Origin of the sequence: Wolbachia endosymbiont (group A) of Anomoia purmunda (genome assembly GCF_947251545.1) — a bacterium.
In the GTDB taxonomy this organism is placed as follows: domain Bacteria; phylum Pseudomonadota; class Alphaproteobacteria; order Rickettsiales; family Anaplasmataceae; genus Wolbachia.
This window is the reverse complement of record NZ_OX366362.1, coordinates 397,999-421,592: the sequence shown is the minus strand read 5'-3', so window position 1 is coordinate 421,592 and position 23,594 is coordinate 397,999. Positions and strand designations below refer to the sequence as shown.

Annotated in this window: 25 protein-coding genes and 4 pseudogenes; 15 read left to right on the top strand and 14 right to left on the bottom strand. The window is 35.5% G+C overall.

All coding sequences use genetic code 11. From position 1 onward, the window contains the following. Together OPR57_RS02110 and OPR57_RS02105 are read left to right on the top strand one after the other, a co-directional pair. Positions 1-1,719, top strand: coding sequence for a monovalent cation:proton antiporter-2 (CPA2) family protein (locus OPR57_RS02110; RefSeq protein ID WP_077190578.1), 1,719 nt, complete (start codon positions 1-3; stop codon positions 1,717-1,719). Between the two features lie 89 nt (positions 1,720-1,808). Beyond that, positions 1,809-2,018: a hypothetical protein gene (locus tag OPR57_RS02105; RefSeq protein WP_265037072.1), complete on the top strand. Its 210-nt coding sequence runs from the start codon at positions 1,809-1,811 to the stop codon at positions 2,016-2,018. On the opposite strand, the gene OPR57_RS02100 is transcribed toward OPR57_RS02105, so the two are convergent. From OPR57_RS02100 to OPR57_RS02085, 4 genes are read right to left on the bottom strand one after another with little or no spacing between them, the layout of a single operon-like run. Continuing rightward, positions 1,981-2,622 (bottom strand): SURF1 family protein, encoded by a 642-nt coding sequence (locus tag OPR57_RS02100; protein WP_265037071.1) that lies wholly within the window; start codon positions 2,620-2,622, stop codon positions 1,981-1,983. The genes OPR57_RS02105 and OPR57_RS02100 overlap by 38 nt on opposite strands. Position 2,623: 1 nt before the next feature. After that, the gene (gene bfr, locus OPR57_RS02095; RefSeq protein ID WP_265037070.1) at positions 2,624-3,100 is read right to left on the bottom strand and encodes a bacterioferritin; all 477 of its coding nucleotides are present in this window, start codon (positions 3,098-3,100) and stop codon (positions 2,624-2,626) included. 59 nt (positions 3,101-3,159) lie between these two features. Further along, positions 3,160-3,654: an RDD family protein gene (locus tag OPR57_RS02090; RefSeq protein WP_265037069.1), complete on the bottom strand. Its 495-nt coding sequence runs from the start codon at positions 3,652-3,654 to the stop codon at positions 3,160-3,162. Next, on the bottom strand, positions 3,654-4,292 hold the full coding sequence (locus tag OPR57_RS02085) for an HAD family hydrolase (RefSeq protein ID WP_265037068.1): 639 nt from the start codon (positions 4,290-4,292) through the stop codon (positions 3,654-3,656). Before OPR57_RS02085 ends, OPR57_RS02090 begins: the two co-directional genes overlap by 1 nt. 160 nt (positions 4,293-4,452) lie before the next feature. On the opposite strand from OPR57_RS02085, the gene OPR57_RS02080 reads away from it, so the two are divergent. Next, the gene (locus OPR57_RS02080) at positions 4,453-5,214 is read left to right on the top strand and encodes a hypothetical protein (protein ID WP_265037066.1); all 762 of its coding nucleotides are present in this window, start codon (positions 4,453-4,455) and stop codon (positions 5,212-5,214) included. A gap of 64 nt (positions 5,215-5,278) precedes the next feature. Here the strand turns inward: OPR57_RS02080 and OPR57_RS02075 are convergent, their stop codons facing one another. Beyond that, positions 5,279-6,658, bottom strand: a complete 1,380-nt coding sequence (locus OPR57_RS02075; RefSeq protein ID WP_406831632.1) for an IS4 family transposase — start codon at positions 6,656-6,658, stop codon at positions 5,279-5,281. A gap of 97 nt (positions 6,659-6,755) precedes the next feature. Here OPR57_RS02075 and OPR57_RS02070 point away from each other — a divergent pair, with 97 nt between their 5' ends. The 3 genes from OPR57_RS02070 (at position 6,756) to lgt (ending at position 9,113) form a co-directional block, all read left to right on the top strand. Further along, on the top strand, positions 6,756-7,745 hold the full coding sequence (locus OPR57_RS02070) for an ankyrin repeat domain-containing protein (RefSeq protein ID WP_265037064.1): 990 nt from the start codon (positions 6,756-6,758) through the stop codon (positions 7,743-7,745). A gap of 120 nt (positions 7,746-7,865) precedes the next feature. Next, complete coding sequence (gene smpB / locus OPR57_RS02065; RefSeq protein WP_182319477.1) at positions 7,866-8,315, top strand: SsrA-binding protein SmpB; 450 nt, start codon at positions 7,866-7,868, stop codon at positions 8,313-8,315. A gap of 6 nt (positions 8,316-8,321) precedes the next feature. After that, a complete protein-coding gene (lgt, locus tag OPR57_RS02060; protein ID WP_265037063.1) occupies positions 8,322-9,113 on the top strand; it encodes a prolipoprotein diacylglyceryl transferase in 792 nt (263 codons plus the stop codon). Between the two features lie 137 nt (positions 9,114-9,250). Here the strand turns inward: lgt and OPR57_RS08140 are convergent. Beyond that, positions 9,251-9,940 (bottom strand): annotated as a pseudogene (locus OPR57_RS08140) (transposase). Between the two features lie 210 nt (positions 9,941-10,150). Here OPR57_RS08140 and OPR57_RS02050 point away from each other — a divergent pair. Next, positions 10,151-10,309 carry a hypothetical protein gene (locus OPR57_RS02050; RefSeq protein ID WP_265037060.1) on the top strand — a complete coding sequence of 53 codons (159 nt, stop codon included), beginning with the start codon at positions 10,151-10,153 and terminating at the stop codon, positions 10,307-10,309. Between the two features lie 264 nt (positions 10,310-10,573). Here the strand turns inward: OPR57_RS02050 and OPR57_RS02045 are convergent, their stop codons facing one another. Beyond that, positions 10,574-11,650, bottom strand: a complete 1,077-nt coding sequence (locus OPR57_RS02045; protein ID WP_265037059.1) for a rod shape-determining protein — start codon at positions 11,648-11,650, stop codon at positions 10,574-10,576. 23 nt (positions 11,651-11,673) lie between these two features. Further along, positions 11,674-13,086, bottom strand: a complete 1,413-nt coding sequence (locus OPR57_RS02040) for a gluzincin family metallopeptidase (RefSeq protein WP_265037057.1) — start codon at positions 13,084-13,086, stop codon at positions 11,674-11,676. A 275-nt stretch (positions 13,087-13,361) separates the two neighbouring features. On the opposite strand from OPR57_RS02040, the gene OPR57_RS02035 reads away from it, so the two are divergent. The 4 genes and pseudogenes from OPR57_RS02035 (at position 13,362) to OPR57_RS02020 (ending at position 18,157) form a co-directional block, all read left to right on the top strand. Further along, the gene (locus tag OPR57_RS02035; RefSeq protein ID WP_182319815.1) at positions 13,362-13,841 is read left to right on the top strand and encodes an OmpA family protein; all 480 of its coding nucleotides are present in this window, start codon (positions 13,362-13,364) and stop codon (positions 13,839-13,841) included. Between the two features lie 184 nt (positions 13,842-14,025). Further along, entirely contained in the window at positions 14,026-15,321 is a 1,296-nt protein-coding gene (gene tilS / locus OPR57_RS02030) for a tRNA lysidine(34) synthetase TilS (RefSeq protein WP_265037056.1), read from the top strand. A 12-nt stretch (positions 15,322-15,333) separates the two neighbouring features. After that, positions 15,334-17,172 carry an ATP-dependent zinc metalloprotease FtsH gene (gene ftsH, locus OPR57_RS02025; protein ID WP_265037055.1) on the top strand — a complete coding sequence of 613 codons (1,839 nt, stop codon included), beginning with the start codon at positions 15,334-15,336 and terminating at the stop codon, positions 17,170-17,172. A gap of 173 nt (positions 17,173-17,345) precedes the next feature. After that, a pseudogene (locus tag OPR57_RS02020) lies at positions 17,346-18,157 on the top strand (IS5 family transposase). A gap of 16 nt (positions 18,158-18,173) precedes the next feature. On the opposite strand, the pseudogene OPR57_RS02015 reads toward OPR57_RS02020, so the two are convergent. Next, positions 18,174-18,505, bottom strand: a pseudogene (locus OPR57_RS02015) (IS982 family transposase); the annotation flags it as partial. A gap of 280 nt (positions 18,506-18,785) precedes the next feature. Here OPR57_RS02015 and OPR57_RS02005 point away from each other — a divergent pair. The 4 genes from OPR57_RS02005 (at position 18,786) to ltrA (ending at position 22,004) form a co-directional block, all read left to right on the top strand. Next, positions 18,786-19,088, top strand: coding sequence for an IS66 family transposase zinc-finger binding domain-containing protein (locus OPR57_RS02005; protein ID WP_265037051.1), 303 nt, complete (start codon positions 18,786-18,788; stop codon positions 19,086-19,088). Positions 19,089-19,162: 74 nt separating this feature from the next. Further along, positions 19,163-19,288 (top strand): hypothetical protein, encoded by a 126-nt coding sequence (locus tag OPR57_RS02000; protein WP_265037049.1) that lies wholly within the window; start codon positions 19,163-19,165, stop codon positions 19,286-19,288. A 106-nt stretch (positions 19,289-19,394) separates the two neighbouring features. Then, positions 19,395-19,814, top strand: coding sequence for an IS66 family transposase (locus OPR57_RS01995; RefSeq protein WP_265037047.1), 420 nt, complete (start codon positions 19,395-19,397; stop codon positions 19,812-19,814). Between the two features lie 576 nt (positions 19,815-20,390). Beyond that, entirely contained in the window at positions 20,391-22,004 is a 1,614-nt protein-coding gene (ltrA, locus tag OPR57_RS01990) for a group II intron reverse transcriptase/maturase (protein WP_265037045.1), read from the top strand. Positions 22,005-22,049: 45 nt separating this feature from the next. Here the strand turns inward: ltrA and OPR57_RS01985 are convergent, their stop codons facing one another. The 5 genes and pseudogenes from OPR57_RS01985 to OPR57_RS01975 form a co-directional block, all read right to left on the bottom strand. Next, a complete protein-coding gene (locus OPR57_RS01985; RefSeq protein ID WP_265037043.1) occupies positions 22,050-22,274 on the bottom strand; it encodes a DMT family transporter in 225 nt (74 codons plus the stop codon). A gap of 396 nt (positions 22,275-22,670) precedes the next feature. Then, positions 22,671-22,863 (bottom strand): annotated as a pseudogene (locus OPR57_RS07760) (hypothetical protein); the annotation flags it as partial. Positions 22,864-22,913: 50 nt separating this feature from the next. Continuing rightward, entirely contained in the window at positions 22,914-23,090 is a 177-nt protein-coding gene (locus tag OPR57_RS01980) for a hypothetical protein (RefSeq protein WP_214241706.1), read from the bottom strand. A 59-nt stretch (positions 23,091-23,149) separates the two neighbouring features. Beyond that, entirely contained in the window at positions 23,150-23,356 is a 207-nt protein-coding gene (locus tag OPR57_RS07755) for an ankyrin repeat domain-containing protein (protein ID WP_353276300.1), read from the bottom strand. Then, a complete protein-coding gene (locus OPR57_RS01975) occupies positions 23,350-23,505 on the bottom strand; it encodes a hypothetical protein (protein ID WP_265037638.1) in 156 nt (51 codons plus the stop codon). Before OPR57_RS01975 ends, OPR57_RS07755 begins: the two co-directional genes overlap by 7 nt. Positions 23,506-23,594: the final 89 nt, after the last annotated feature.

Sequence of the window (23,594 nt, the reverse complement as noted above, 5' to 3'; positions counted from 1 at the left end):
ATGCACAGTGGCTCTCAGCATTTGTTTGATATTATAATTTTACTTTCTGCTGCTGTGTTTATAGTCATAGCATTTTGGAAAATGAATATTAGTCCAGTGCTTGGTTACTTCGTTGCAGGTGCAGTTATTGGTTCTCATGGATTTAATCTGATACACTCAGCTGAAGCAATGGATAATCTTGCAGAATTTGGTGTAGTTTTTCTATTATTCATTATAGGCCTTGAATTGACATTTGAACGCCTGATCGCTATGCGTATTCATGTATTTGGGTTCGGTTCTCTTCAAGTTATAGTTACCATGGTAGCAATATGGTGCATCGCTCTTGCTTTCGGAGTGAATACGAATATAGCAACAGTTATTGGTGGTGGGCTTGCGCTATCCTCAACAGCAATAGTGTTGCAGGTTCTGCAAGAAAAAGGTTCTCAAGCAAGTCAGGTTGGTAGGTTGTCGATAGCAGTGCTATTAATGCAAGATTTTGCAGTGGTACCATTAATAGTATTGGTACCTTTACTTACTGGCAATTCTGAGCACAGCCTGATAAGCTCATTGGCAGGCTCATTAGTGCAAGCAGCTATTGCATTAGTGCTGATATTTATAACTGGTAGATTATTGCTTAGACCTTTATTTTCGGTTATTGCTAAAATGGAAAGTAATGAGGTCTTTATATCAACAACGCTTTTAATAGTATTAGGAGCAGCATTTATTACTGAGCAATTCCATTTATCGTTGGCATTAGGTGCATTTGTTGCTGGATTGTTAGTTGCAGAAACAGAATATAGACACTCAGTGGAACATGCGGTATTGCCATTTAAAGATTTGTTTCTTGGCTTATTTTTCATGACTGTTGGTATGTCCATCAATACCGAACTTTTACTCAATAAGTTACCACTAATTACTTTATTATCGATTATCCTTATCGTTTTAAAAACATCTATCATATATATATTGTGTAGATTTTTTGGGTTTAAGAGTGCACCTGCTATACAAGCTGGGTTACTGCTTTCACAAGGCGGTGAATTTGCGTTTATTTTATTTCGCTTAGCAGATGAGCTAAATGTGCTACCAAGTGAAATCGCTCAAGTACTTATGATGGTAACTACAGTAACCATGGCTTTCACTCCTCTTTTATCGGGGCTTGGAGATTGGATAGCAAACTCATTTAGCACTGAGAAAACAATATTAGATGATGAAGCTGTTGAAACAGATACACAAGATCTTTATAACCATGTGATAGTTGCTGGATTTGGTAGAGTGGGATATATGGTAACAAAAATGCTTACTGCAGAGCATTTAAGTTACGTTGTTGTAGATATTCAATCGAAAATAGTCAAAGAAGGAAAAAGTGATAGTTTTCCTATATATCTTGGAGATGTTACAAGATGTGAAATTTTAAAATCGGTAGGAATAGAAAGAGCTCAAGCTCTCGTTATTTCAATAAAGAATGAAGTTACTATAAAAAAAGTTGTTTCTTTAGTTGCTGCAAATTTTCCGCATGTAAATATTGTAATACGCTTACCAGATCTGAGTAATGTGGAGGTTTACAGAGATCTAGGAGCTAGTAAAATTATTCCTGAAACATCTGAGATAGGATTGCAGCTAGGTGGAGCTGCACTGAGCCTCAGTGGTATTAGCGAAAGTGGAGTTACGTCTTTAAAAAGTAGATTCAGAAAAGGCAATTACAGTATGTTAAAAGACCTTGGTAGTGATAAAGATGAATAACTACTTCTTTAATTTTATGTACAAAAAGCTTCAAGCTTTGTTGAGGTCAGATGCATGGCTAATGTATAAATACTGAAACAAAAATTCCAGTGCTCCCTTTCTTGTCATCCCAGTGCTTGACACTGGGATCCAGATTGGGCACTAAGTTGGTAAACACGAAAGCGCTTTACAACGTTTTTGATGGAACTGTGCAAAAGGACTGGATGCCAGTGTCACGCACTGGCATGACACCCATTTGTTCCTATAGTTGTCTTTTTTCGTCTACCTTATTTTGCCACCCTGCTGAACAGATACATTGAGGTTTTGCCTATAGTAAATTACGCACATAATCAACCAAGTTAAGGAAAGTGCAAACCAAGTGATTGCATATTCCAAATGCTTCATTGGCTGTATAGCTAATTTGCTGCCAAAATTGTTCGGCCACAATATACACTTCTCTAGCTTAATACCTAACTCATTGGAAATTTCCTCTGTACTCAGGGTAAACCATGTATTCGAAGCAGTATCGTTCTTGATAAACCAATTTTTGCTTTTATTGCTATCGCAATATAAAGTTCCATCTGCAACTACTTTTTCAATTTTTACTTTTTTCTCCTTTTTTTCTCTGACTATTCCTTTATTCACCAACATGTAACGTCCAGTGGTGAGCAACATAGGAGACAGCACGTGATAGCCGTGTTGCCCTGCAAAAACATATAGTTCTATGCTACTTAGAATCCCACCAATCTTGACATGCCTATAGTTAAATTTTTCAAGGTCGTTATTGGGCAATAGATGAACAACTGGAAGACTCATATTTTTGATAATATTATTCTTCCAGTTCAATCTGAATACTTGCCATAATCCTAATAAAAAAAGAAGTGAGCAAGGTATAATTAAAATAAATACTATTTTTTTTAACACTCTATATTTGTGTTCTTAAATAGTTTTCAACACCCATTAGTTCAATAAGATCGATCTGTTTCTCAATCCAATGGAAGTGCTCTTCTTCATTTTTTAACATCTCTTCTAATAACATTACACTAACAAAATCTTTTTCTTTCTCAGCGATAGAAATCGTTTCTTTGATATCCTTAATACCTTTTCCCTCTAATTTCAAATTAGCTTCTAAGATTTTCCGTATTATGTCTTTTGTAAACTTTCCATCATACTTTGATATTTCGTTTGTATCCTGAAAATTTGGGACTCCTTTAAATAACAAAATTCTTTCTGCCAACTTGCTTGCATGTTCAAGTTCTTCGTTAAGCTCATTTTTTACCTTTTCTGCAAGTCTATTAATTCCATTGTTTTTGAGAATCGCAAAATGCAAAAGATACTGGCGTACAGAAGTCAGCTCATTGGTCAATAATTTGTTCAAATGTTTTACTATCTCTTCATTCATAATCTTCCCTTAGTTCAATTTATCAGCATAATTTATATGATAACGATAGTTATAGCAACTCATTTAATAGTTCCTTTGATAACAACCGTATTAAATAGCATGTCGTGGTATGTCTGTTTCTTTTTAGAAAAACAAGCAACTAGATAACAGCAGAGAGTGAGTAGTACTATAATTACTTTCAATGCACTCAAGACATTCACTAATACTTCCTGATCTTGCAAAAATTCAGTAAGGACAACTACTACACTGTTTAACAAAGGAAGAAAAAACTGGGAAGAGCTTCTGTCAAACGCTAAATTCAAGTCTATTTTAGAATTATCTAAATTGATAGTATACATATTCATTAACTGTTGACCGGGAGTTGCTTGGGCCTTTGAAGATATAAAATATGTGAAGTAACTACAATTTACACACATGTATGATAGATGTAAGATCAACGGAGAATCCTCTAATAGCAGTATAATTAATAAAGTTGGAATTAATAAAATTGCTACATCTATTAAATACGCGCAAAAGCGTCTTGTTATACTGGCAATCTCTGTAACAGTGGTCATTACCTATCTTCTAAATACTTTATTATAAAATCTGTAAGTTTATCAAAATGTTGAAAACATAACAAATCTTCATAATCGCTTATTGATTGACCGTATATAATAGGTAAACAATTGGCATTTTGTGCACACAGAACATCTGTGATGCTATCACCAATGAAAAACACATTTTCTCTATTTATAGGCAACGTACTCTCTTCTAGTGCAAATAGCAGTGGGGTTGCAGATGGTTTATCTTCTGCAGTATCGCATGACCCAACCACTCTTTCAAAGTAAGAATCTAGTTTAAAATAGGTAACTTCTTCACGTAAATTAGTATTTTTCTTATTACTTACTATTGCTAGATAAACATTGTGGCTTTTCAACGTCTGCAACATTTCCTCTACTCCTTGATTCAGAGCAATGTTTTGTAATAGAGCATTATCTAAGTATTGTTGATATATCTGATTTGCTTTTTTCCACTGATCGCCAAACAAATTGACCATATAGCTCTTTCTCGACTCATGGGAATTTCTATCAGCAGCTTTATTACTATACCCCATTGAGTTTATGGTATGCTTAATAGCATTAAAAATGTTATCTTGAGTGTCAACTAAGGTATTATCCCAATCGAATACTACTGCTAATGGGCTATCTTTCATTTCTTATATAATTATACATTTTAACTTAATAAGTAAATAGCATTTTAATGAAAAAGATATAAATAGGACGCTCTTACTCTTTACCACAAGTTATGTTAACTATTTTTTATATAATTAGCTAATATACTGGTTATATGATATGTTTTAATAGGTAACAGGTATGGCCCAGACATCTAAAGAAAGTGTTGAAAAAAAGTTTAAAGATGTTTTTGAACGTTCTCCAGATGCTTTTCCAGAAGGTACCTCATTAGAAGAGAAGGTTAATTATATCGCAAAAGGAACAGAGGCTCTAAAAGCTGTGAAAAATAAGGAGCTTGAGAATAAAATGGAAAATATTGCAAAGTTAAACAAAGAACTTGAAAAACGACAAAAACAGAACGACGAAGAAATAGATAAACTTAGACGATCAACACAGGAGTTAAGGAAAGAGTTTGGTACAAGTAAAAGAAGTAGATTAGGTGTAATACCGCAAGAAGTTAGGCAAGGCACGCAAACTACTGAAGCTTCTGTGCAAACAGCATCAGAGCACGATTCACAAACCGTTAATCCCTCAGTGAGCAAAAGTTCTGTAAAAGAGAAGCTCAATACTGAGCTGGACAAAAAAGATAACACACCTCAACCACAAGAAAATCAAAAAGAAGAAGGATTTTTGAGTCTTCTGAAGCGCTTTGTTAAGAAAATATTAGAAAAACTTTTAGGTGAAGGTGAAAAGGATGTAGAGAATGCTCGTGGCATGAAAGAAGATGCTCAAAGAGATACGTCAAATAACGAAGAGCAACAAAAGAGTAAGCAGCTTGATGAAATTTTAAAGGACAAAAGTGTAAGCGAGGGTTTGAGGCAGGCAACAAAGCTTGAGAACCCGGCAATAACGCCTGTTAATACTCCTAAAGTGAATGAAGTAAACACGGGTCGTGAAAGGTGATCTGCTTTCAAGCTTCATTATACCGCCGCGAACCGTCATACCGCGATTCATTCGCGGTATCTCATCAGCTAACAAGTAGCGGGATGACGGTTGTCAGGGCCATACGCGTCAAGTTAAGGAAAAGGGTAAGAAAATTCAATGAACTTAAGGTGGATACTCTAGTTTTTCTATATCTATCTTTCACAGAAAATTGTGACCAGTCTGTGGTAAGTTTTTTCAGGAAAATTCTCAAATTATTAATTTTACTGCTTAACGCTAAAAACAACTCCCTAATCCTTCTTTTTAATTCAATGAATGCCTTTGTTAAACTCAGCTCTGTATTCTCTTTCAGTTTTATACAACCAACTATTCCATGAAATATAAGAATTGCGCACAATTTAGCGTATAGTTCACATAATACTCTGTATGGTTTTCCTTTAAGTTCGTCAAGCCTGATGTGACTCTTATACAATTTAAATAATAATTCAATCTGCCATCTTACCCTGTAAACTGTTAATACTTGTTCAGCGCTGATTTTACTCTCTGGAACGTTAGTTATGAATATCGACCAATCCAGCAATTTTTGATTCTTTTGAGAAGATGTATATCCATGTGATTTTGCTAACTTATTAGCCCTTCTTCTTCTAATTATAGACTGTTCTTCAGTTAATTTTTGACATATAATTCTCACTTTAATTTTTACTTCTTTTCCTAATAGCACTTCCATCTCTAGAAGGGATTGACCTTCTAAACATTCCAACAACTCTATTTTTTGATTTGTTTCTATATCATATATATTGGTATCAGACTTATAACGACTAACAAAATATGCACCTGCTTCATCAATCTGTTTAAAAGAACTAGGCACAAAGTAGCCCAAATCAAATATTAGCAAATCATTGGCTGATAAACCGTTCAGATAATCCCTATAACCTTGATCCGACCTTATTCCTTCTATTAAATTTAACTTATCTAGCGCTTGGTTCAGGTAATCAAAGACTAACTGCAGCTTTATTCCTGATTTGGTATTACTCTCACAATCTCTATAGCTACTCCCATATCCTTTGTACATATCTTCCATGCTACTGGGCAGGCTAATATAGCTACTATCCAATAGCTTAATGCTTCTAAATTGCTTCAAAATTCTGCAATCAACCTGTAAGCTGTTTTTAAATAAAACTAAAGATTCATTATACATTCTTTTCATAAATTCCACTGCTTCTTCAGTAAATCTAAAATCCAAACCCTGTTTTGTAATTTCTATCGAGTCTTCATTTAGCAATTGGCACATTGTTTCTATGCTGCAATCACCAACTCCTATGTTACCAAAAACCATAGCTTTTATGAATGATGAGCCATTAAGTTTTCTCTTTCTTTTTATAAAACCTACTGCAATTGATATTTCGTCTGCTTTTTCATTAAAGAATTCATTGAGGTCTTTTGATAAGCAAGCTATTCTGTCCATTGTAAGTTCTCTCATTCACATATCCAAGAGAACTTATACCTTATTCTTTTCCTTCACTCTATCAATTTTACTTACACTTTTCCTTAACTTGACGCGTATGGCTGTAGTAAACACTCTAATTGGAAAAGGAGCAAAGGTTAATGCAGAAAATGATAAAGGATGGGCTCCTTTACATTTTGCTGCTGAAAAGAACTGCGAAAAGATAGTACAAGCTCTATCAAAAGCAGAAGGAATCAACGTTGATGCAAAAAATAGTGATGGATATACTCCTTTATATATTGCTGCTGTAAATGGCCACAAAGATGTAGTAAACTTTCTAATTGGAAAGGGAGCAAATGTTAATGCAGAAGATGATAAAGGATGGACTCCTTTACATCGTGCTGCTGTAAATGACCGCGAAGAGATAGTACGAGCTCTATCAAAAGCAGAAAGAATCAACGTTGATGCAAAAAATGGTGGATATACTCCTTTGCATCTTGCTGTTCTAGCGAACAAAACAGGGGTAGTAACAGTTCTAATTGCAAACAAAGCAAATGTTAATGCAAAAAATGATAAAGGATGGGCTCCTTTACATTTTGCTACTAAAAATGGCCACGAAGGTATAGTAAAAGTTCTGCTAGAAGCTGGAGCAGACCATTCATTAAAAGATGTTGATGGAAAAACGCCAAGAGACCTTACTAAAGATCAAGGTATAGTTCAGCTTTTAAAGGAAGCGGAAGAAAAACAGACGTTAAAAAATGAGAATAAAAAAACGCCAAAGGATCTTACTGAAAATAAAGATGTAATGCAGCTTCCAGAGAAAAAGGAAGAAAAACAGGTTGGAAAAAATGCAATTGTGAAAGAAAAAGAACAGTCTGCAAAAAATGCAATTGTAAAAGGTGTTGTTGTGTGTTTTGTAACTGCAGTGATAGTTGGTGTTGCACTTGCATTTGCTACTGCCCTATCTGTACCAGCAATAATTGGGCTAGCTGCAGGATCTGTGCTCATAGTTGGTGCTGGTCAATATATAATGTCAAAGCCTAAAACTAAAATGAAAGGAGTAAAGCAGGAACTTGTGCCTAGAGAGACAAAAAAAGCACTTACTTGATTTTTGTTATCCTGTTGCTATCAGACTAGCCTGGCACCTTATATTTATTGGGATAACTGTTTTATTATGAATTAAGTCAAAAACTCTGTAATATATTGAAGCTTAAAGATATCTTTAGATATGGAAGTTATTGCAGAAAATAGGAAAGCAAGGTTTGAATATTTCATCTTAGAAGAATTTGAAGCGGGTATGGTCTTATTAAGCAGTGAAGTTAAATCGCTAAGAGAAAGAAAAGTAAATATTTCCGACGCCTACGTTGTCGAAAAGAATAGCGAAGTATGGCTGCACAATATGCATATTGCAGAATATAAAGCTGCGAACCGAAAAAATCATAAACCAAAAAGGGAACGTAAATTACTCTTGCATAAAAAGGAGATAAATAAACTAATTGGTCAAATCAAGACTGCTGGGATAACTGTTGTGCCGCTTTCGGTCTATTTTAACGATAAAGGATTGGCAAAAACTAAAATTGCCATTGTAAAAGGAAAAAAACTCTACGATAAGAGAGCAACCATAAAACAGAGAGAGTGGGATCGTGAAAAAAGTAGATTGTCTAAGAATAATTTATAGCAAAATATGTCTTTAAATCCAGTAATTTTCAGCATCGGTCCTGTTTCTATATATTGGTATTCCTTAGCCTACGTTTTGGGTATAGTGTTTGCATATTGGTATTTACATAAGCTAGATGACCAAAAAATATTTACTAAGAATTTTTACGATTCGTTATTAACAGCCACTATTGTAGGTATTATCCTTGGAGGTAGACTTGGCTACGTATTGATGTATGATCCAGTTCTTTATATAAGCAACCCTATCGAGATATTGAAGACCTGGGAAGGAGGGATGTCATTTCATGGTGGTGCTATAGGAGTTTTGCTTGCAGTAATAATCTCGTGTAAAAGACATAATATCCCTACATTTTATGCACTGGACTTAGTTTCTTGCGGAGTTCCCATAGGTTTATTTTTAGGGCGCATGGGCAATTTTATAAACGGAGAGTTATTTGGCAGAGTTACAACTATGCCATGGGGTATGGTATTTCCAGAGAGTGGTGATAATTTGCTGCGTCATCCAAGCCAGCTTTATGAGGCACTTTTTGAAGGACTGCTACTTTTTGCAGTTGCAAATTCACTGTTTTTCTTGACTAGAATAAGACTGTATCACGGTGCGTTAACTGGTATTGCAGTTATGTGGTATGGAATAGCACGTTTTTTCGTTGAGTTTTTTCGCGAACCAGACTATCAAATTGGCTATTTGTGGCTTAATTTAACTATTGGGCAGTTGCTTTCTATACCTATGGTTTTGCTAGGAATGCTTGTATATCTAGGCGCATTAAATTTGAAATTCAGCACGAAATCTGTTACATAAAGAAAGGTGAGTTTAATAGAAAAATGTAGCCAGAAGCCCCACATCATGCACAATTGTACGAATTTTCTGCGTTGCAGTAGAATGAATCGGTGGGCTTTGTTGCACCGCACCTTATGCGGTAGTAATTTACGATAAATTCATGTAGCCATTTCGAATTTAGCTATACCAATGTCAGTAAATTGATTAAGCAAATAGCACTTAATCAGCAATTCTTTTTCACGATTTACTTCGGCTAAACAAATATTTGCTTTAATCTTGAGAAAAACCCTTCAACATAAGCCATAATTTACTTCTTTTTTCCATTCTTTCATGCCATCTTCACCGTATAATTTTATTAACCTAATAGCAGCATTCCTGTCAGACATATAATCTATTTCTGGATGTTCTGCCGCATTGTTTATTGGTGGAATTTTTGTCTTTATATCTATTTTCCTTGCTGTGTGTTGTTGTATATACTAATTCCTGTACTGTCTATAGCAATTTCGATATCTTCCATATTATTTTTATCAACTCTGCAATCATTGATCTTAATATTAAGTTTCTTTTGATGCTTGTGAATAGCTGATAACTGCCAAATCTCTTCCTATTTGTTGCAAATATCCTTTTATAAACCCGACTGTTTGTCTTAAGCCAATTCTAAAAAGATTAACGATTATATGCACCAAAATCACAACTTTATCACTATAAATATAGTTGCCACCCTGCATTTTTGGACTATTTTCATACCAATTTTCGATAGCTTCATCGATGTAACGAAAAATATTTCCTCTTTTTTCAAGGAATTTGTTATATTCGTTTTGGTTACAGACTTTCATTTTCTGTGGCATATTTTTCCTTAAGCGGTTAAATGGCTATTTTATAATGAATTTTGTCAGTAACTGCCAGGTTTTTTCGGTTGCTATGCAACAAAGCCCACTGGGATCCAGAAAAGTTTGCTTGTGAACAAGCAAACTAGCATGGAAAGTAGCTGATCTTACACTAAATGAATGTTTTTGATGAAGTTGTATAGAAGCTGGATGCCAGTGTCAAGCACTGGAATGACATCCTCCCTTGTGGAAATTGCTCTCAAATCACAATGTTCGTACAGCTATGCAAACACAAAGGTGTCATCCCAGTGCCCAGACACTGGGATCCAGAAACTTAATTCGTATCCGTTCAGCCAATGGCGTCAACTTAAGGAAAAATATAAGCGATAGTGTGTAAAATTTCTCTCTAAATTTTTTATCATTAAATTATCCAAAAAGTGCAATAAACAGCACTTTTGTTTCTATTTTATTGCAACAAAAAAGTTTAAAATGTGTCCTTTTTAGACGAGACGTGCAGAAAGGAAAAAATCTTATTCTACAAATTAAAAATACAATATACTCAAAAACTTTTCAGAAAATCCATAGGAGAGTTTGCTAATGGAGGCTCTTAAGTTGACGCCATTGGCTGAACGGATACAAAAACAATTATCGTGATTAATCTTGCTTAAATAAAACATGACTGAAGTAGTCCATGTTTTCAAGCACTTTTCCACTACCTAAGGCAACACAACAAAGTGGGTCATCTGCAACACGAACCGGTAATTTTGTTGTTTCACTGATAACTTTGCCCAAGTTACGCAATAATCCGCCGCCACCGGACAAAACTATTCCTCTATCGACTATATCAGAAGAAAGTTCGGGGGGAGTGCTCTCCAATGCTGTTTTAATAGCAGAAATTATCTGATGTACAGGCTCTATTAAACTCTCTGCAAGTTGGTGTTCTGATAAAAGCATTTCTTTTGGCATGCCACTCACTAAATCCCTGCCTTTAATTATCATTCCCTCTTTGTTATTTTCGCTTGGCAGACTGGCTGAACCTACGTTTTTCTTAATTTTTTCAGCAGTTGTTTCACCGATTAATAACTTATGATTTTCACGAATATACGATTTTATTGCTTCATCCATAATATCACCACCTACTCTGGCAGAACGTGAATAAACAATTCCGCCTAAAGAAATAATTGCAACTTCAGTTGTACCGCCTCCTATATCAACGATCATAGAACCCTCAGGTTCAGTAACCGGGAGCCCAGCTCCGATTGCTGCAGCCATTGGTTCTTCAATTAAAAATACTTCATTTGCACCAGCACTTTCTGCTGCATCTTGTATAGCACGCCTTTCAACTGGCGTGGATCCAGATGGAACGCATATGATAATATTAGGTTTATTAACAGTGAATCTTGTGTTTGCACTGCGTATGAAATATTTTAGCATTTCTTCCGCACTTTTAAAATCAGCAATAACTCCATCCTTTAAGGGCCTTATCGCCTCTATTTCTCCAGGCGTTTTTCCGAGCATCATTTTAGCTTTTTTACCAAAAGCATAAGGAACGTAGCTTCCTTTTTCCTTTATTCTTGCTACAACTGAAGGCTCATCAAGCACTATTCCCTGATTTTTCTGATAAACTAAAGTGTTTGCAGTACCAAGGTCTATAGCAATATCGCTAGCAAACAAACCTTTGAAAGTAAAAAGGCTATAAAACTTTCCGGTTAATTTTCGAACAAAATTCATACATAACTCAAGAAAACCATTTATTAAGACAAATTATACTTTTCAGATAAGTAGTAAGTAACACACTCAACGTCTAAACCCTTACCTGTTACTTTTTTTAGCAGTTCCAGGCCACACTTTGCACTGTATACATTTTGAGATAACCAGCTGATAAGTAAACTAAAATCTCCTTTTATTATAGCACTTAATGATTCGTAATGATTCTTTTTAACGAAAGAGAAAATCTGCACAGCAGCAATTAAAGCAATAATTTTTATAGGAAAGTAGCCCATAACACCGCTTGCCCAATATTCATCTTGAAAATAAGTGTTTAGCTCATTTTTAGCTTTTACTGGAATTTTATAGTGCTTCATACCTTCCAACCACGCATCATGCAGGTCTTTGACTTCCAATGTGCCATTTATTATATCCTGTTCTAACTTAGTTCTCAACATAATATGAGCTAACAGACTAAATTCATCTGCATTTTTTAAAAAAGAAGAAAGGTTTATTTCATTGAAAACCAAGCACAAATTTTCAACACTGCTATTAGTTTTGCCTTTTATAGTAAATTTCTCTTTTATGTGTGGTTGAATGAACTCAATAAATTCTCTGGATGTTCCAATCATCCTTTCCATGAATAACCCTTGAGTTTCATACATAACATGTCTCGTAATTGGACTACTTATAGAATTTTGCGCTAAACATTTTTGATAAATTGCATAACCACTATGCCGTAAAAGTGAAAATAAACCATAACAAAAATCAGATTCATCGTAATCTATATGGTGGTAATAAGAAGTACGAATCTCATTTAGTGCAATACCCATTTGCTGTAAACATAATGAGCCAAGTTCAATCTGTTTCTGAGTAGCAATTTTTTGTATATTAGTAACCTTATCCTTTTTCTGCTTTTCAATTATTTTATCTACATTTTCGCTAAAAAATTTGCCTACCTTGGGGAATACTTCCTTTATATTCTTTTCTGTGATATCAGAGTCAGAGTCAGCAAGCAGTGAGTCGTATTTTGAGCATTTTAATTGCTGCGATTTTATAGAAGCTACTTCGCGAATGAGTTTGATTAAATCAGTAAAACGTTCTTTTAGTTTTTCTAAGTTACTGGTTTCAGAATGAGATAGCTTCCATAAATTTTGGCATTCAACTTTAGCTTTGGATAAAGACTTTACTAAATCAATAGGAACAGCACTGTTGCTTTTATGTATTCTCTCTATTAACTTGAGCTGCTGAGTATTTGCACTTTTTTTGTTACCAAGAGCATCTGCTAATGATTCCTTTATTACGTCATGAGAGATAATTTCATGTCTGATTTCTTCTAGAAGACTCATTTGTTCAACTTTGTCCTCTATATTCAATTGGCTTTGGTTTAGTACTTTTAGCGTATTTTCGATATTCTTTACCCTATATAATACTTCCTCTAAAAATTTATAAGATTTCATGTTTGTTCATTATTTTAGAAAACATCTGTTTAACATCGTGATAGATTAATAATAAAGTTAAAAGTATATTTGCTTAAAGTACAATAAAAAATTGTACTTTTTATTCCTTCATTGGATTTTTCTACTCAGAGTCCAGCATATTATAAGAAAATTAATTGTAAGGTTGTAGAAAAAGTATTTAGTATTTTATTTCTCTTGACTATATTACAATATGGAGAGATATTAGCTACTGAAATTAAAGTTACGCACTATTTAAAATTTATGGAGGTTTAGTAATGTGGAGTAGACTGGTTATAATGTGCTGTTTTTGTTTATTACTTACTGGTGTAAGTTCTTGCCCAAAAAAAGGAGCAAATACAACAAATAAAATAAATTCTGTTGTTAAGCAGATAGGTGATAAAAGAGTTTTCTTTGGTTATGATGAATCTAATATTACTGAAGTAAGTGCAGATGCATTACTTGACGTAATGGAGGTGTTACAAGATAACCCTGACGCGAAGGTTACTTTAACTGGTCACACTGACAACCGTGGTTCTCATGAATATAATCTTGCGCTAGGCGCTAGAAGGGCAGATGCAGCTAAAAAATTTATGGTTAGTTGTACACCCTACATAGAAAACAGAATAAAAACTGCTTCTAAAGGTGAAACTGAGCCTTTGGTTAATGTAAAAGATGATTCTAGAAATTCTAAATATGAAAAAGAGCATGCTAAAAATCGTAGAGTGGAATTTTCATTTTCTGGAATAAAGAAATAGTTTCTTGCATTAAAACCTGGATCCCAGTGTCAAGCACTGGGATGACATAAAGAAAGGGCACTCGGGTAGACAAAAAAGGACAAACTTGTCATATTTCTTTGCTTGTTAGCGGGATCTATATATACCACAAATAAGTCGCGGTATGACGTAAGAGATCTGACCTATCTGGCCATCAAGAGACATAATGGAATTAGAGTTATTATTTCAAAATGTGGTTAATAGTTTTCCTTTCTATAACAATCAAGTTGCAGTTGCAGTATCAGGTGGTGTAGATAGTATAGTCTTACTGCACTTAATGACTAACTGGGCAAAAAAAAACAAGCTTTCACTTCCTATAGCATTAACAGTAAATCATGGATTACGTTCAGAGTCTCAAAAAGAAGCTGATTTTGTTATAAGTTATGCAAAAGAACTTGGAGCAAAGGAATCGTTCATATTAAATTGGGAAAAGCAAAACATTAAAGGTAATATTCAGTTACAGGCACGAAAAGCACGGTATAAGTTACTAGCAGAGTGGTGTAAAAACAATAATGTTAAATGTTTGCTCGTCGCTCATCACAAAGATGATCAAGCAGAAACGTTCTTATTAAGATTAGAGCGAGGTAGCGGCGTAGATGGATTATCATCAATGGACTACAAGTCTTTCTTAAATGGTATTTATATATTTAGGCCATTGTTAAATTTTAGTCGTAGTGAAATAGAAAAGTACGCTAAGCTTCACCAGTTAAAATGGATCGAAGATAGAAGCAACTATGACTTGAAATACAGGCGAACTTTATACCGTAACTTACTTAAAGCAAGTGACAATCAAGAGATTTTAACAGAGCGAATATGCCTCACAGCCCTTCATATGAAAAGAGCTGCAAAAGCATTGATGCACTACACACGCCTTGCGTTTAATGACTGTGTTAATGTTCATGATCTTGGTTATATTGAAATTAAACTAAGTGAATTTTATCAATTGCCAGAGGAAATAGCCTTGAGGCTTCTTCTTTACTCTATAATGGCAATTGCCAGTAAACATTATAAACCAAGGTACAACAGCCTTATCGTAATATCTAATAAAATATTGCAAAAGGATAGTAATGTTAACTGTACACTTTCTGGGTGTAAAATAAGAAAACATGGAGAAAATATCTTAATAATTAGAGAATCGTCAAGGATACAAGAAATTACCGTAAACCTACCTTTAAATGAACCTATTGAATGGGATAACAGATTTAGCTGCACAATACTCGGAAATCAAGAGTGTTCAGTTATCATCGCTCCATTAAAAAAAACACAAAAAGTTCCTGAATTTCTGAAGGATTACAACTGCTGCTCTGAAGTTTTCTATTCTTTGCCTACAGTACAAAAAGATAGAAAGGTGCTTGCTTATCCTGATGTAAATTATAACGGAAAAAATACCAATGACGATAAGGTTCAATGCATTATTAATAGCACGATAAAACAAAATTTGGTAAGCTTGATTAGTATTTAGTTAGAAATAGAAATGAAAAAATTTTTAGAAGGCTTATTGATCTGGTTAGTAATTATTGTTCTTATTTCAGTTGCTTATATTCAGTTCAGCGGAAATGTAGGTAAAAGTAAAACAATTATACCTTTTTCGGAATTTTTAACTAGACTAGAAGACAATGATGTAGAAAATATTGTCATAAAAAACCAGAGCATTGAAGGCAAGTTCAGGGATGGTTCAAGTTTCAATTCAAACGGTGTCATATATAGCGACCTAATAAAAAATTTACATGATAGAAAAGTGAGATTCTCCTTTTCAACTGGAGATTCTGCCATGAGCGTAATTGGTGGATTACTTATCTCATGGGTCCCAACATTTATCTTTATTGGCTTTTTGCTATTCTTTCTTAAACAAACACAAGCGGGGGGCAACAGAACTATAAGCTTTGGCAAGTCAAGGGCTAGACTCATGACTAGTGGAAAAAAAGTAACATTTGATGATGTTGCCGGAATTGATGAAGCAAAAGAAGAGCTAGTAGAGATTGTTGATTTCCTTAAACAAAGGCAAAAATTTCAAATATTAGGTGGAAAAATACCAAAAGGGTGCCTTTTAATTGGCTCTCCTGGAACTGGTAAAACTTTACTTGCTCGTGCAATTGCAGGAGAAGCTAATGTGCCATTCTTTAGCATTTCTGGATCTGATTTTGTTGAAATGTTTGTGGGTGTTGGTGCAAGTCGTGTTCGTGATATGTTTGATCAAGGCAAGAAAAATGCTCCTTGTATAATTTTTATAGATGAAATAGATGCGGTGGGTAGACATCGTGGCATTGGTCTTGGTGGCGGCAATGATGAAAGAGAACAAACATTAAATCAGTTATTAGTTGAGATGGATGGCTTTGAGTCTAATGAAGGTGTAATAATAATTGCTGCGACTAACCGTCCGGATGTCTTAGATCCAGCACTGCTTAGACCTGGTCGTTTTGACCGACAGATTACTATTTCTTTACCCGATATAAATGGGCGTGAAAAGATATTAAATACTCATATAAAGAAAATATCAATAGCACCAGATGTAAACGTGAAAACAGTTGCAAGAGGAACACCAGGCTTTTCTGGAGCTGATTTAGCAAATTTAGTGAACGAATCTGCACTTATTGCTGCAAGAAGAAACAAGAAGATTGTTACCATGGACGATTTTGAATATGCACGTGATAAAGTGATGATGGGCGTAGAAAGACGATCCCTAATTATGACAGAAGAGGAAAAGAGACTTACTGCATACCATGAAGCTGGTCATGCGATAATTGCTGTTAATATGCCTGCTTCTGATCCTATACACAAGGCAACAATTATTCCACGCGGTAGGGCACTCGGTTTAGTGATGAGACTACCAGAAACAGATAGAGTGTCCCTCACAAGAGAAAAGATGCTAGCAGATATAACTGTTGCTATGGGTGGAAGAGTGGCAGAAGAGCTAATTTTTGGCTATGATAAAGTCACAAGCGGTGCATCTTCGGATATAAAACAAGCATCAGATTTATCACGTTCTATGGTAACAAAATGGGGAATGAGCGACAAAATAGGTCCAATCTATCACAATCGCGAACAAACCATGCATGGTTCTGACATAATTTCTGAAGATACGTTAAAACTTATAGATGAAGAAGTGAAGAAAGTTGTGTCTTCTTGCTATGAAAAAGCAAAAGAGATTTTGACCAAGCATAAGAAAGGCTTAGATCTCATTGCCGAAAATCTACTGGAGTTTGAAACTTTAACAGGAGATGAAATAAAGGACATATTAAATGGAAAAAAAATTGTTAGAGAGGAAAATGAGAAGAATGAGAAAATAAAAAAATCCTCTCTCTATGAGAGTTGACCTCATCTTAAAAATGTTAATCAGCTAACGCTGCAATAAAACAATTTAGAATTGTAACTGTCAATATAAATTGTATTAAAATATTCATAATATTGCATTTTCATCACAATAATGCTATCATTAGACTTCTTTCAAAATTGTTAGAGGGAGTGTAAGATGAAGTATTTGAAAGCATGAAATATAAGGAAATAGAAAAGTTAGAAGGAGAAAAGTTTCGACGTTTAACAGGGGTAAAAAAAGCAACATTTGAGCGAATGGTAGAAATTCTAGAAGTGGAGGATAAAAGAAAAAAAGCTAGAAGTGGAAGAAAAAGTAAACTTTGCATAGAAGACAGGCTACTTATGGCACTGGAATATATAAGAGAATATCGTACATATTTTCATATTGGGCAAAGCTATGGCATGAGTGAAAGTAACAGTTTTAAAATAATAAGATGGGTAGAAGACATATTAATAAAACATCCAGATTTTGCATTACCAGGAAAAAAAGAGCTATTAAAGAGTGATGTAGAATATGAAGTTTTAGTAATAGACGGAACTGAAACGCCAGTAGAGAGACCAAAAAAAAGCAAAAGCCCTTCTACTCTGGAAAGAAAAAAAGGCATACTATAAAAACACAAATAGTAACAGAGAAGAAGAGTAGAAAAGTCATATGCACATCTTTCTCGAATGGTAGAAAACACGGATGTTTAGAGAATCAAAGGTAGCAGTATTGCCGCAAACTAAAATCTTAGCTGATGCCGGCTACAGGGGAATGCAGAAGATACACAAAAATGTTGTATTACCGCACAGGAAAACGAAAAAGAATCCGTTAAGCAAAGAACAAAAAAAAGAGAACAGGGCACTTATGAGCCAAAGGGCAATTGTTGAAAACGTAATTGAAAAGGTTTAAAATCATCTCGGACAGGTATAGAAACCGACGAAAACGTTTTGGTTTAAGGTTTAATTTGATTGCTGCAATTCACAATTTTGAGCTCCCTACATGAATTTTGAAAGAAGTCTAGTGTCTATGTAGGCAATACCTGTCATTTTTGCTTGTTTGCAGAACCATTGCAAAAGTAATCCATAAAACTCGTGATTTAAGAGCGATAAATCGGTCATATGTTGGCAACTTAGAAAATTCAGATTTATAAAGCGGCAGATAAAGTAGGTAAAAAGCTTTGAAATTTTTGCAAGGGGATTGATGATATAATAGAATTATGGTGAGAATTTCCGAAGTCTGTTATTCTAGTGGGTTTTCTGCCTTTTGATAGGAGCATATTAGCAAAATTATCATCGACTGTGCGACAAAAATCCTCGACGCAACAGTAAAGTTCTGTAATATCTTTCTTCATGGGTAACCTCTTAATTATTGCTAAAATACTCGAGCTTACCCTGTTTTCCTCTTCTTAGCTGCACTTTTATCTCTTTATTTAATCCATAGTTGGGGTTAATAGAGTTACAAGACAAGCTGGGTTTAAATTCAAAAAATTTATCTCTACCACCATCACAAGATGTAAAAAAACAAAAAAGAAGAGTAACAGAAATCCAGGAAGGCAACCAGGACATGAAGCGCACAAGCGAGAGTTAATAGAAGCAGATGAGATTGTGAAGTGCTCGATTGATTCGATTTGTGTGTGCGGAGGCCAAGTTATTTTAGAAGAAGACACTATACATCAAAAGGTGGAGCTGCCAGAAATTAAGCCAATAGTAACTGAGTATATGCTGCAAAAAGGTTACTGTAAGGCATGTAAGAAAAGGATCTCAGCTAGTCTACCTGAAGGTGTTGGTTGGAATCTTTTGAGACCCAATGCCAAAGCGATAATCAGCAGCTTTACTGGCTTTTTTATCAACTCAAAAAGAGAAGTACAACAGATTTTAAGCAGTATATTTAATCTGAACATAAGCCTAGGTTTGATATCAAAAACTAGAGGGTAAAGTATCAAAAAAATGTATATCAGAATACGAAAAAATAAGAGAAGAGCTGAACGAGAGTAAGTATTTGCACATAGATGAAACGAGCCAATAGAAATCAGGGAAAGAAAGGTTGGGTAGTAACGAATAAAACAGCAACACTTATGAAGTTAGTTGGATCTCGCGGAAAGAAAGTTTTGAAAGGGTTATTACCAGAGTACTAAGATAAGCGATAGGTATGCTGCATATAATTTACTTTAGTCGTGACAGATCTGCTGGGCCCACTTAGCAAGGGACTTTGAAAGGTTTTTCTTCAGTAAAAATGTTGAAGTGAGTCAAATCGGTGCAGCATTAAAATCGCTGAGCAATAGAGTGTTTGTGATAGATAGAGCACGTAAACAAAACCTGATAGATAATTTAAGATTTTGTTGGTTAATGAGAAAGATTAGAAAAAGGGTGAAATATTTTTTGCAAAAGATAACAAGGGTTGCAAAAGGAACTCAAGCCTCGAGAATGGCTGCCAATATTCTGCGTTCTGAAGATATGATGTGGAAATTTGTGCGAAGTCCTGATCTGATTGAGACAACAAACAATCTTGCAGAACGTCAAGGTAGAAGGTATGTCATTTATCGTAAAAATAGCTTTTTCACTTGGTCAAAACGTGGAGAAAAGTTCGTTGAAAGAATGCTCTCGATATTTTTGACGTGCGCTGCGCTCGGTCGTCTAAGCCTTCTAAAGTTAAGGAGGTAAAGGTGACTTAGCTAATAAATGACCGGCAACTAAAGATGTTGCCCCTCTATGACATGAGCATAGATGGAAGGGGATTACCAGTCAAGACTTTTGATCCGGAAGTTTTGATGGAAATAGCAGGGTGATCTTAAATGTTCTGAAATTGGGCTGTATACCTAATTGCGGGGCTACCATAGGACCTATGGTGAGGACGTACAAAGTCTGTGTTGGACGCCTCTGTATTTAATTTGAAACCTTCAGCAACGGTACAGCGGAAGGAGAAGTGAGAGATCTCGAGTAGCTGTTAAAACTACTCTGGGCATGCCCGACTTAGGGTATGACGTTTTATCTACTCATGATTGGTAAGATGGCTGGGTCACTCAGGGGTAAAGCAGGCCACCTAAGGGTCCATAGGTTATTTATTGGAACGCAGGAACTTCTTTATTGCTGCCAGAACTGATTTGGCTAGTTCTCCGGAGTCGAGTGATGGCAATAAAGGAGGGCGGAGTTCTCGTAGTAGTCTGAGGTTGGGAAAGCCAGCTACATGGCAAAGGGGAACAGATGTTTTGTAGAGATTATTATTAGTAGGTGAAACAAATGATGGACTTCATTTATCAAGATGACAAATCTTGGCTTCTTGCCAAACAACGTAAACTCTACACGTGGAGTCGTAATAATCCGTCTCAAGCTTGGCGCGATATGTGGAATTGGGTTACTCAACTCCCTAGTTTGCGCCTAGTCTGGAAACGGGTAGCTTCTAATAAAGGAGCACGAACAGCAGGTGTAGATAATATGACCGTGAAACGTATACGTTCAAGAAAAGGAGGAGTAATAGACTTTCTCCAAAAGCTTCAGACAGAATTACGTTCTGGTACATATCGTCCTACATCGGTCAAAAGGCACTGGATTTCAAAAACAGGAAGATCATCTGGCACTCGTCCGCTTGGTATTCCTACTGTCAAGGATCGCATTGTCCAAGCTGCTGTTCTTCACTTTCTTGAACCAATATTCGAAGCTGAATTCTTAGCAGTATCATACGGTTTTCGTCCAAAGAAAGCTTGTAGAGATGCTATTGAGCATATCCGTAACGCTATACGTCCAACGAAAGCTGCTTGTAAGGATTTACAAGGGGCACCTTATCAATGGGTTATTGAAGGGGACATAAAAGGTTGTTTTGATAATATTTCTCACGGACATGTCATGAGTAATCTAAGACGTCGTGTCAAAGATAACAAAGTATGCCGTTTAGTCAAAGCATTCCTAAAAGCAGGTATTCTTGAGGGTGGTGTATACCATAAAACCCGAAAAGGAACGCCACAAGGAGGCATTTTATCACCTCTACTAGCTAATATTAGTTTATCAGCTATTGAAAACTCATATGGCCGGTATGTGAAGTACCCAGTACAGAAAAATGGCCTTCCTTACAAGCGCCCAGGAGATGCCCTAAGGAAATTTCGTCACTATGAACGTAAAGCTGGACGTCCAGTTTATCTTCCTATCCGTTATTCCGATGATTTTGTTATCTTGGTAAATGGAACTCAGGAAGATGCCATGCGTGAAAAGACGTGTCTCAAGGAACTTCTTCTCAAGGATTTAAAGCTGTCCCTGTCTGAGGAAAAGACTAAAGTGACTCGTCTGGACGAAGGATTTACTTTCCTAAGTCACCGCATACGCCTCAGATGGGATAATCGTTGGGGATATTGGTCTCGTGTTGAAATACCGAAAGAAAAAATTAAGGACTTTCGGTATCAAATCAAGCAGAAAACTTTACGGAAATATTCTCATCTCTCAATGGAGGAGGTCATTAGCATGATCAATCCACTAATACGTGGCTGGGGAAACTTTTATCGCCATTGTTATAATGCTAAACGTGTTTTTACAGCACTTGACCACTATGTGTGGGACAGGCTGTGGCGATGGTTGAAAAAGCAGAACCCAGGCACTCCTCAGAGAGTTCTTTATAAACGCTACTGGCAGAAAATAGAGAACAGACCTAGGTATCGGTGGTTGAATGTCACGCTGATGGCGGATATTAAAGTAGGTCGTCATGATTTGGTTAAGCTATGCTATCCTGACTACGCGTCTGAAACATTGGAAAGCCCGGTGCATAACGAAAGGTGCACGCCGGGTTTGGGAGTAGAGGAAGAGAAAACCAGTATGAGTAATCATAAAACGGCGTCTCTTCCTCATATTCACTTCACGTTTGAATAATCAGAACCCTGTTCAGAAATTACAGAATTTAGTCGCTATTCCTTCTTAATTGGGAATACTCCGTGAACGGTTACCTATACCAGTCCAAACTGCATAAGATGTACCAAGGGGAATAGACTTCATTGCTAACGATAGCCAGTAAAGACTCACAGAACCGCTAACTAAAATAATTACTACAGGTATAACACGAATAAAGCCATTGCTATATTTCAGTGCTGTGGTCCATATTATCTCAACCAAACCAGCTAATAGCAAATACGCCCAGGACATACACTAACTCTATCTTACTGATATATTATACATAAGAATGTTAAAAGTTCACTTAGCATTTTACACGCTTTAATAATACTGTTGTACTTTATTTTTAATTGTTTCTGTAAGGTTGCATAAGAAATTCTGACAAAATTTTTAAGGCCAAATGCAATTCCTGGGGCTGAATGATCTTCCAATAAAAGGCCTGCTGCAAAACAAAAATGATAAAAACAGCAACTTTCCTTTTACAGCGGGTCTATGTCTTTATTTCAGCTAAAGGGAGAACATAGGAGGCATTTTTTACCGCTTTTGTATCCAGACTAATTATGCTAAGATATTTACTATTTACACTGATATTTTCACATAATTGAGTGTCAGCTTCTGCAACATTGATTTATATCAAATTTGACTTCCTCAACATCTTTTGGCATGACCCTTTGTAGCAGCTCCTTCTAGCACATACTGTTGCTTTTGTAAATTAAGACCGTAGAATTTTTCCACCTGTTTCACTCCTCAACATCGGCATTTCCCTCAAATCAGCTAACCTCAAGCCACTTGGGTGTCTCCCATTTACTATATCTTCTTTAATCTTTGGTGCTAAATAATTTCACCTTTTCTTTCCCTATTAAGAGCTTCACAAACTCAAGATTTTCATGGTTATAACTGACAGCATGGTGCACAGCCATCTTCTCGACGTACATAATTAACATTAGCCCCTTTATCAAGTTGAGCTTCTACTCCACTGCGGTCTTTTCTCTTGACAGCATCAAGAAGTAATTCATTTCTTAGTAAATTTTCAACTTCTTCATGTCCTCCATCATTTGCAAGTTCCAATGGTGATCTATTATTGGAATTTTTAATATCAATTCTTGCTCCTTTTTCTATGAGAAATTCTACAGATGGTAAATGTCCTTCCTTGGCAGCATAGTAGACTGATCTGTAGTTTTAGAATTATTAATAAATGATTCTTGTTGTTGCTTTTCTATTAGAAGCTTTACAATTCCTAGATATCCTTTATTGGTAGCATAATGCAAAGGAGTCCAATTGTTTTTACCTTTTGTACCAACTTCTACTCCCTTATTAAGAGAAAATTTTACAATATCGATATTTCAAAATCAGCTGCAATATGAATAGGCTTGTTTTCGTCATTAGTTTTAGCGTTAAAACTTACACCTTTATTATTTACTAAAAATTTTGTTACTTCTAAGCTATCAAACTTAGCTGGATGGTGCACAGCCACCTTGACCAAAAAATCATCCCCCTATCGCGTTCTTATCATTATGCCTTATACGCTGTATTACACCTTCAGATATAGTCATTGCTAACCTCCAACATCCT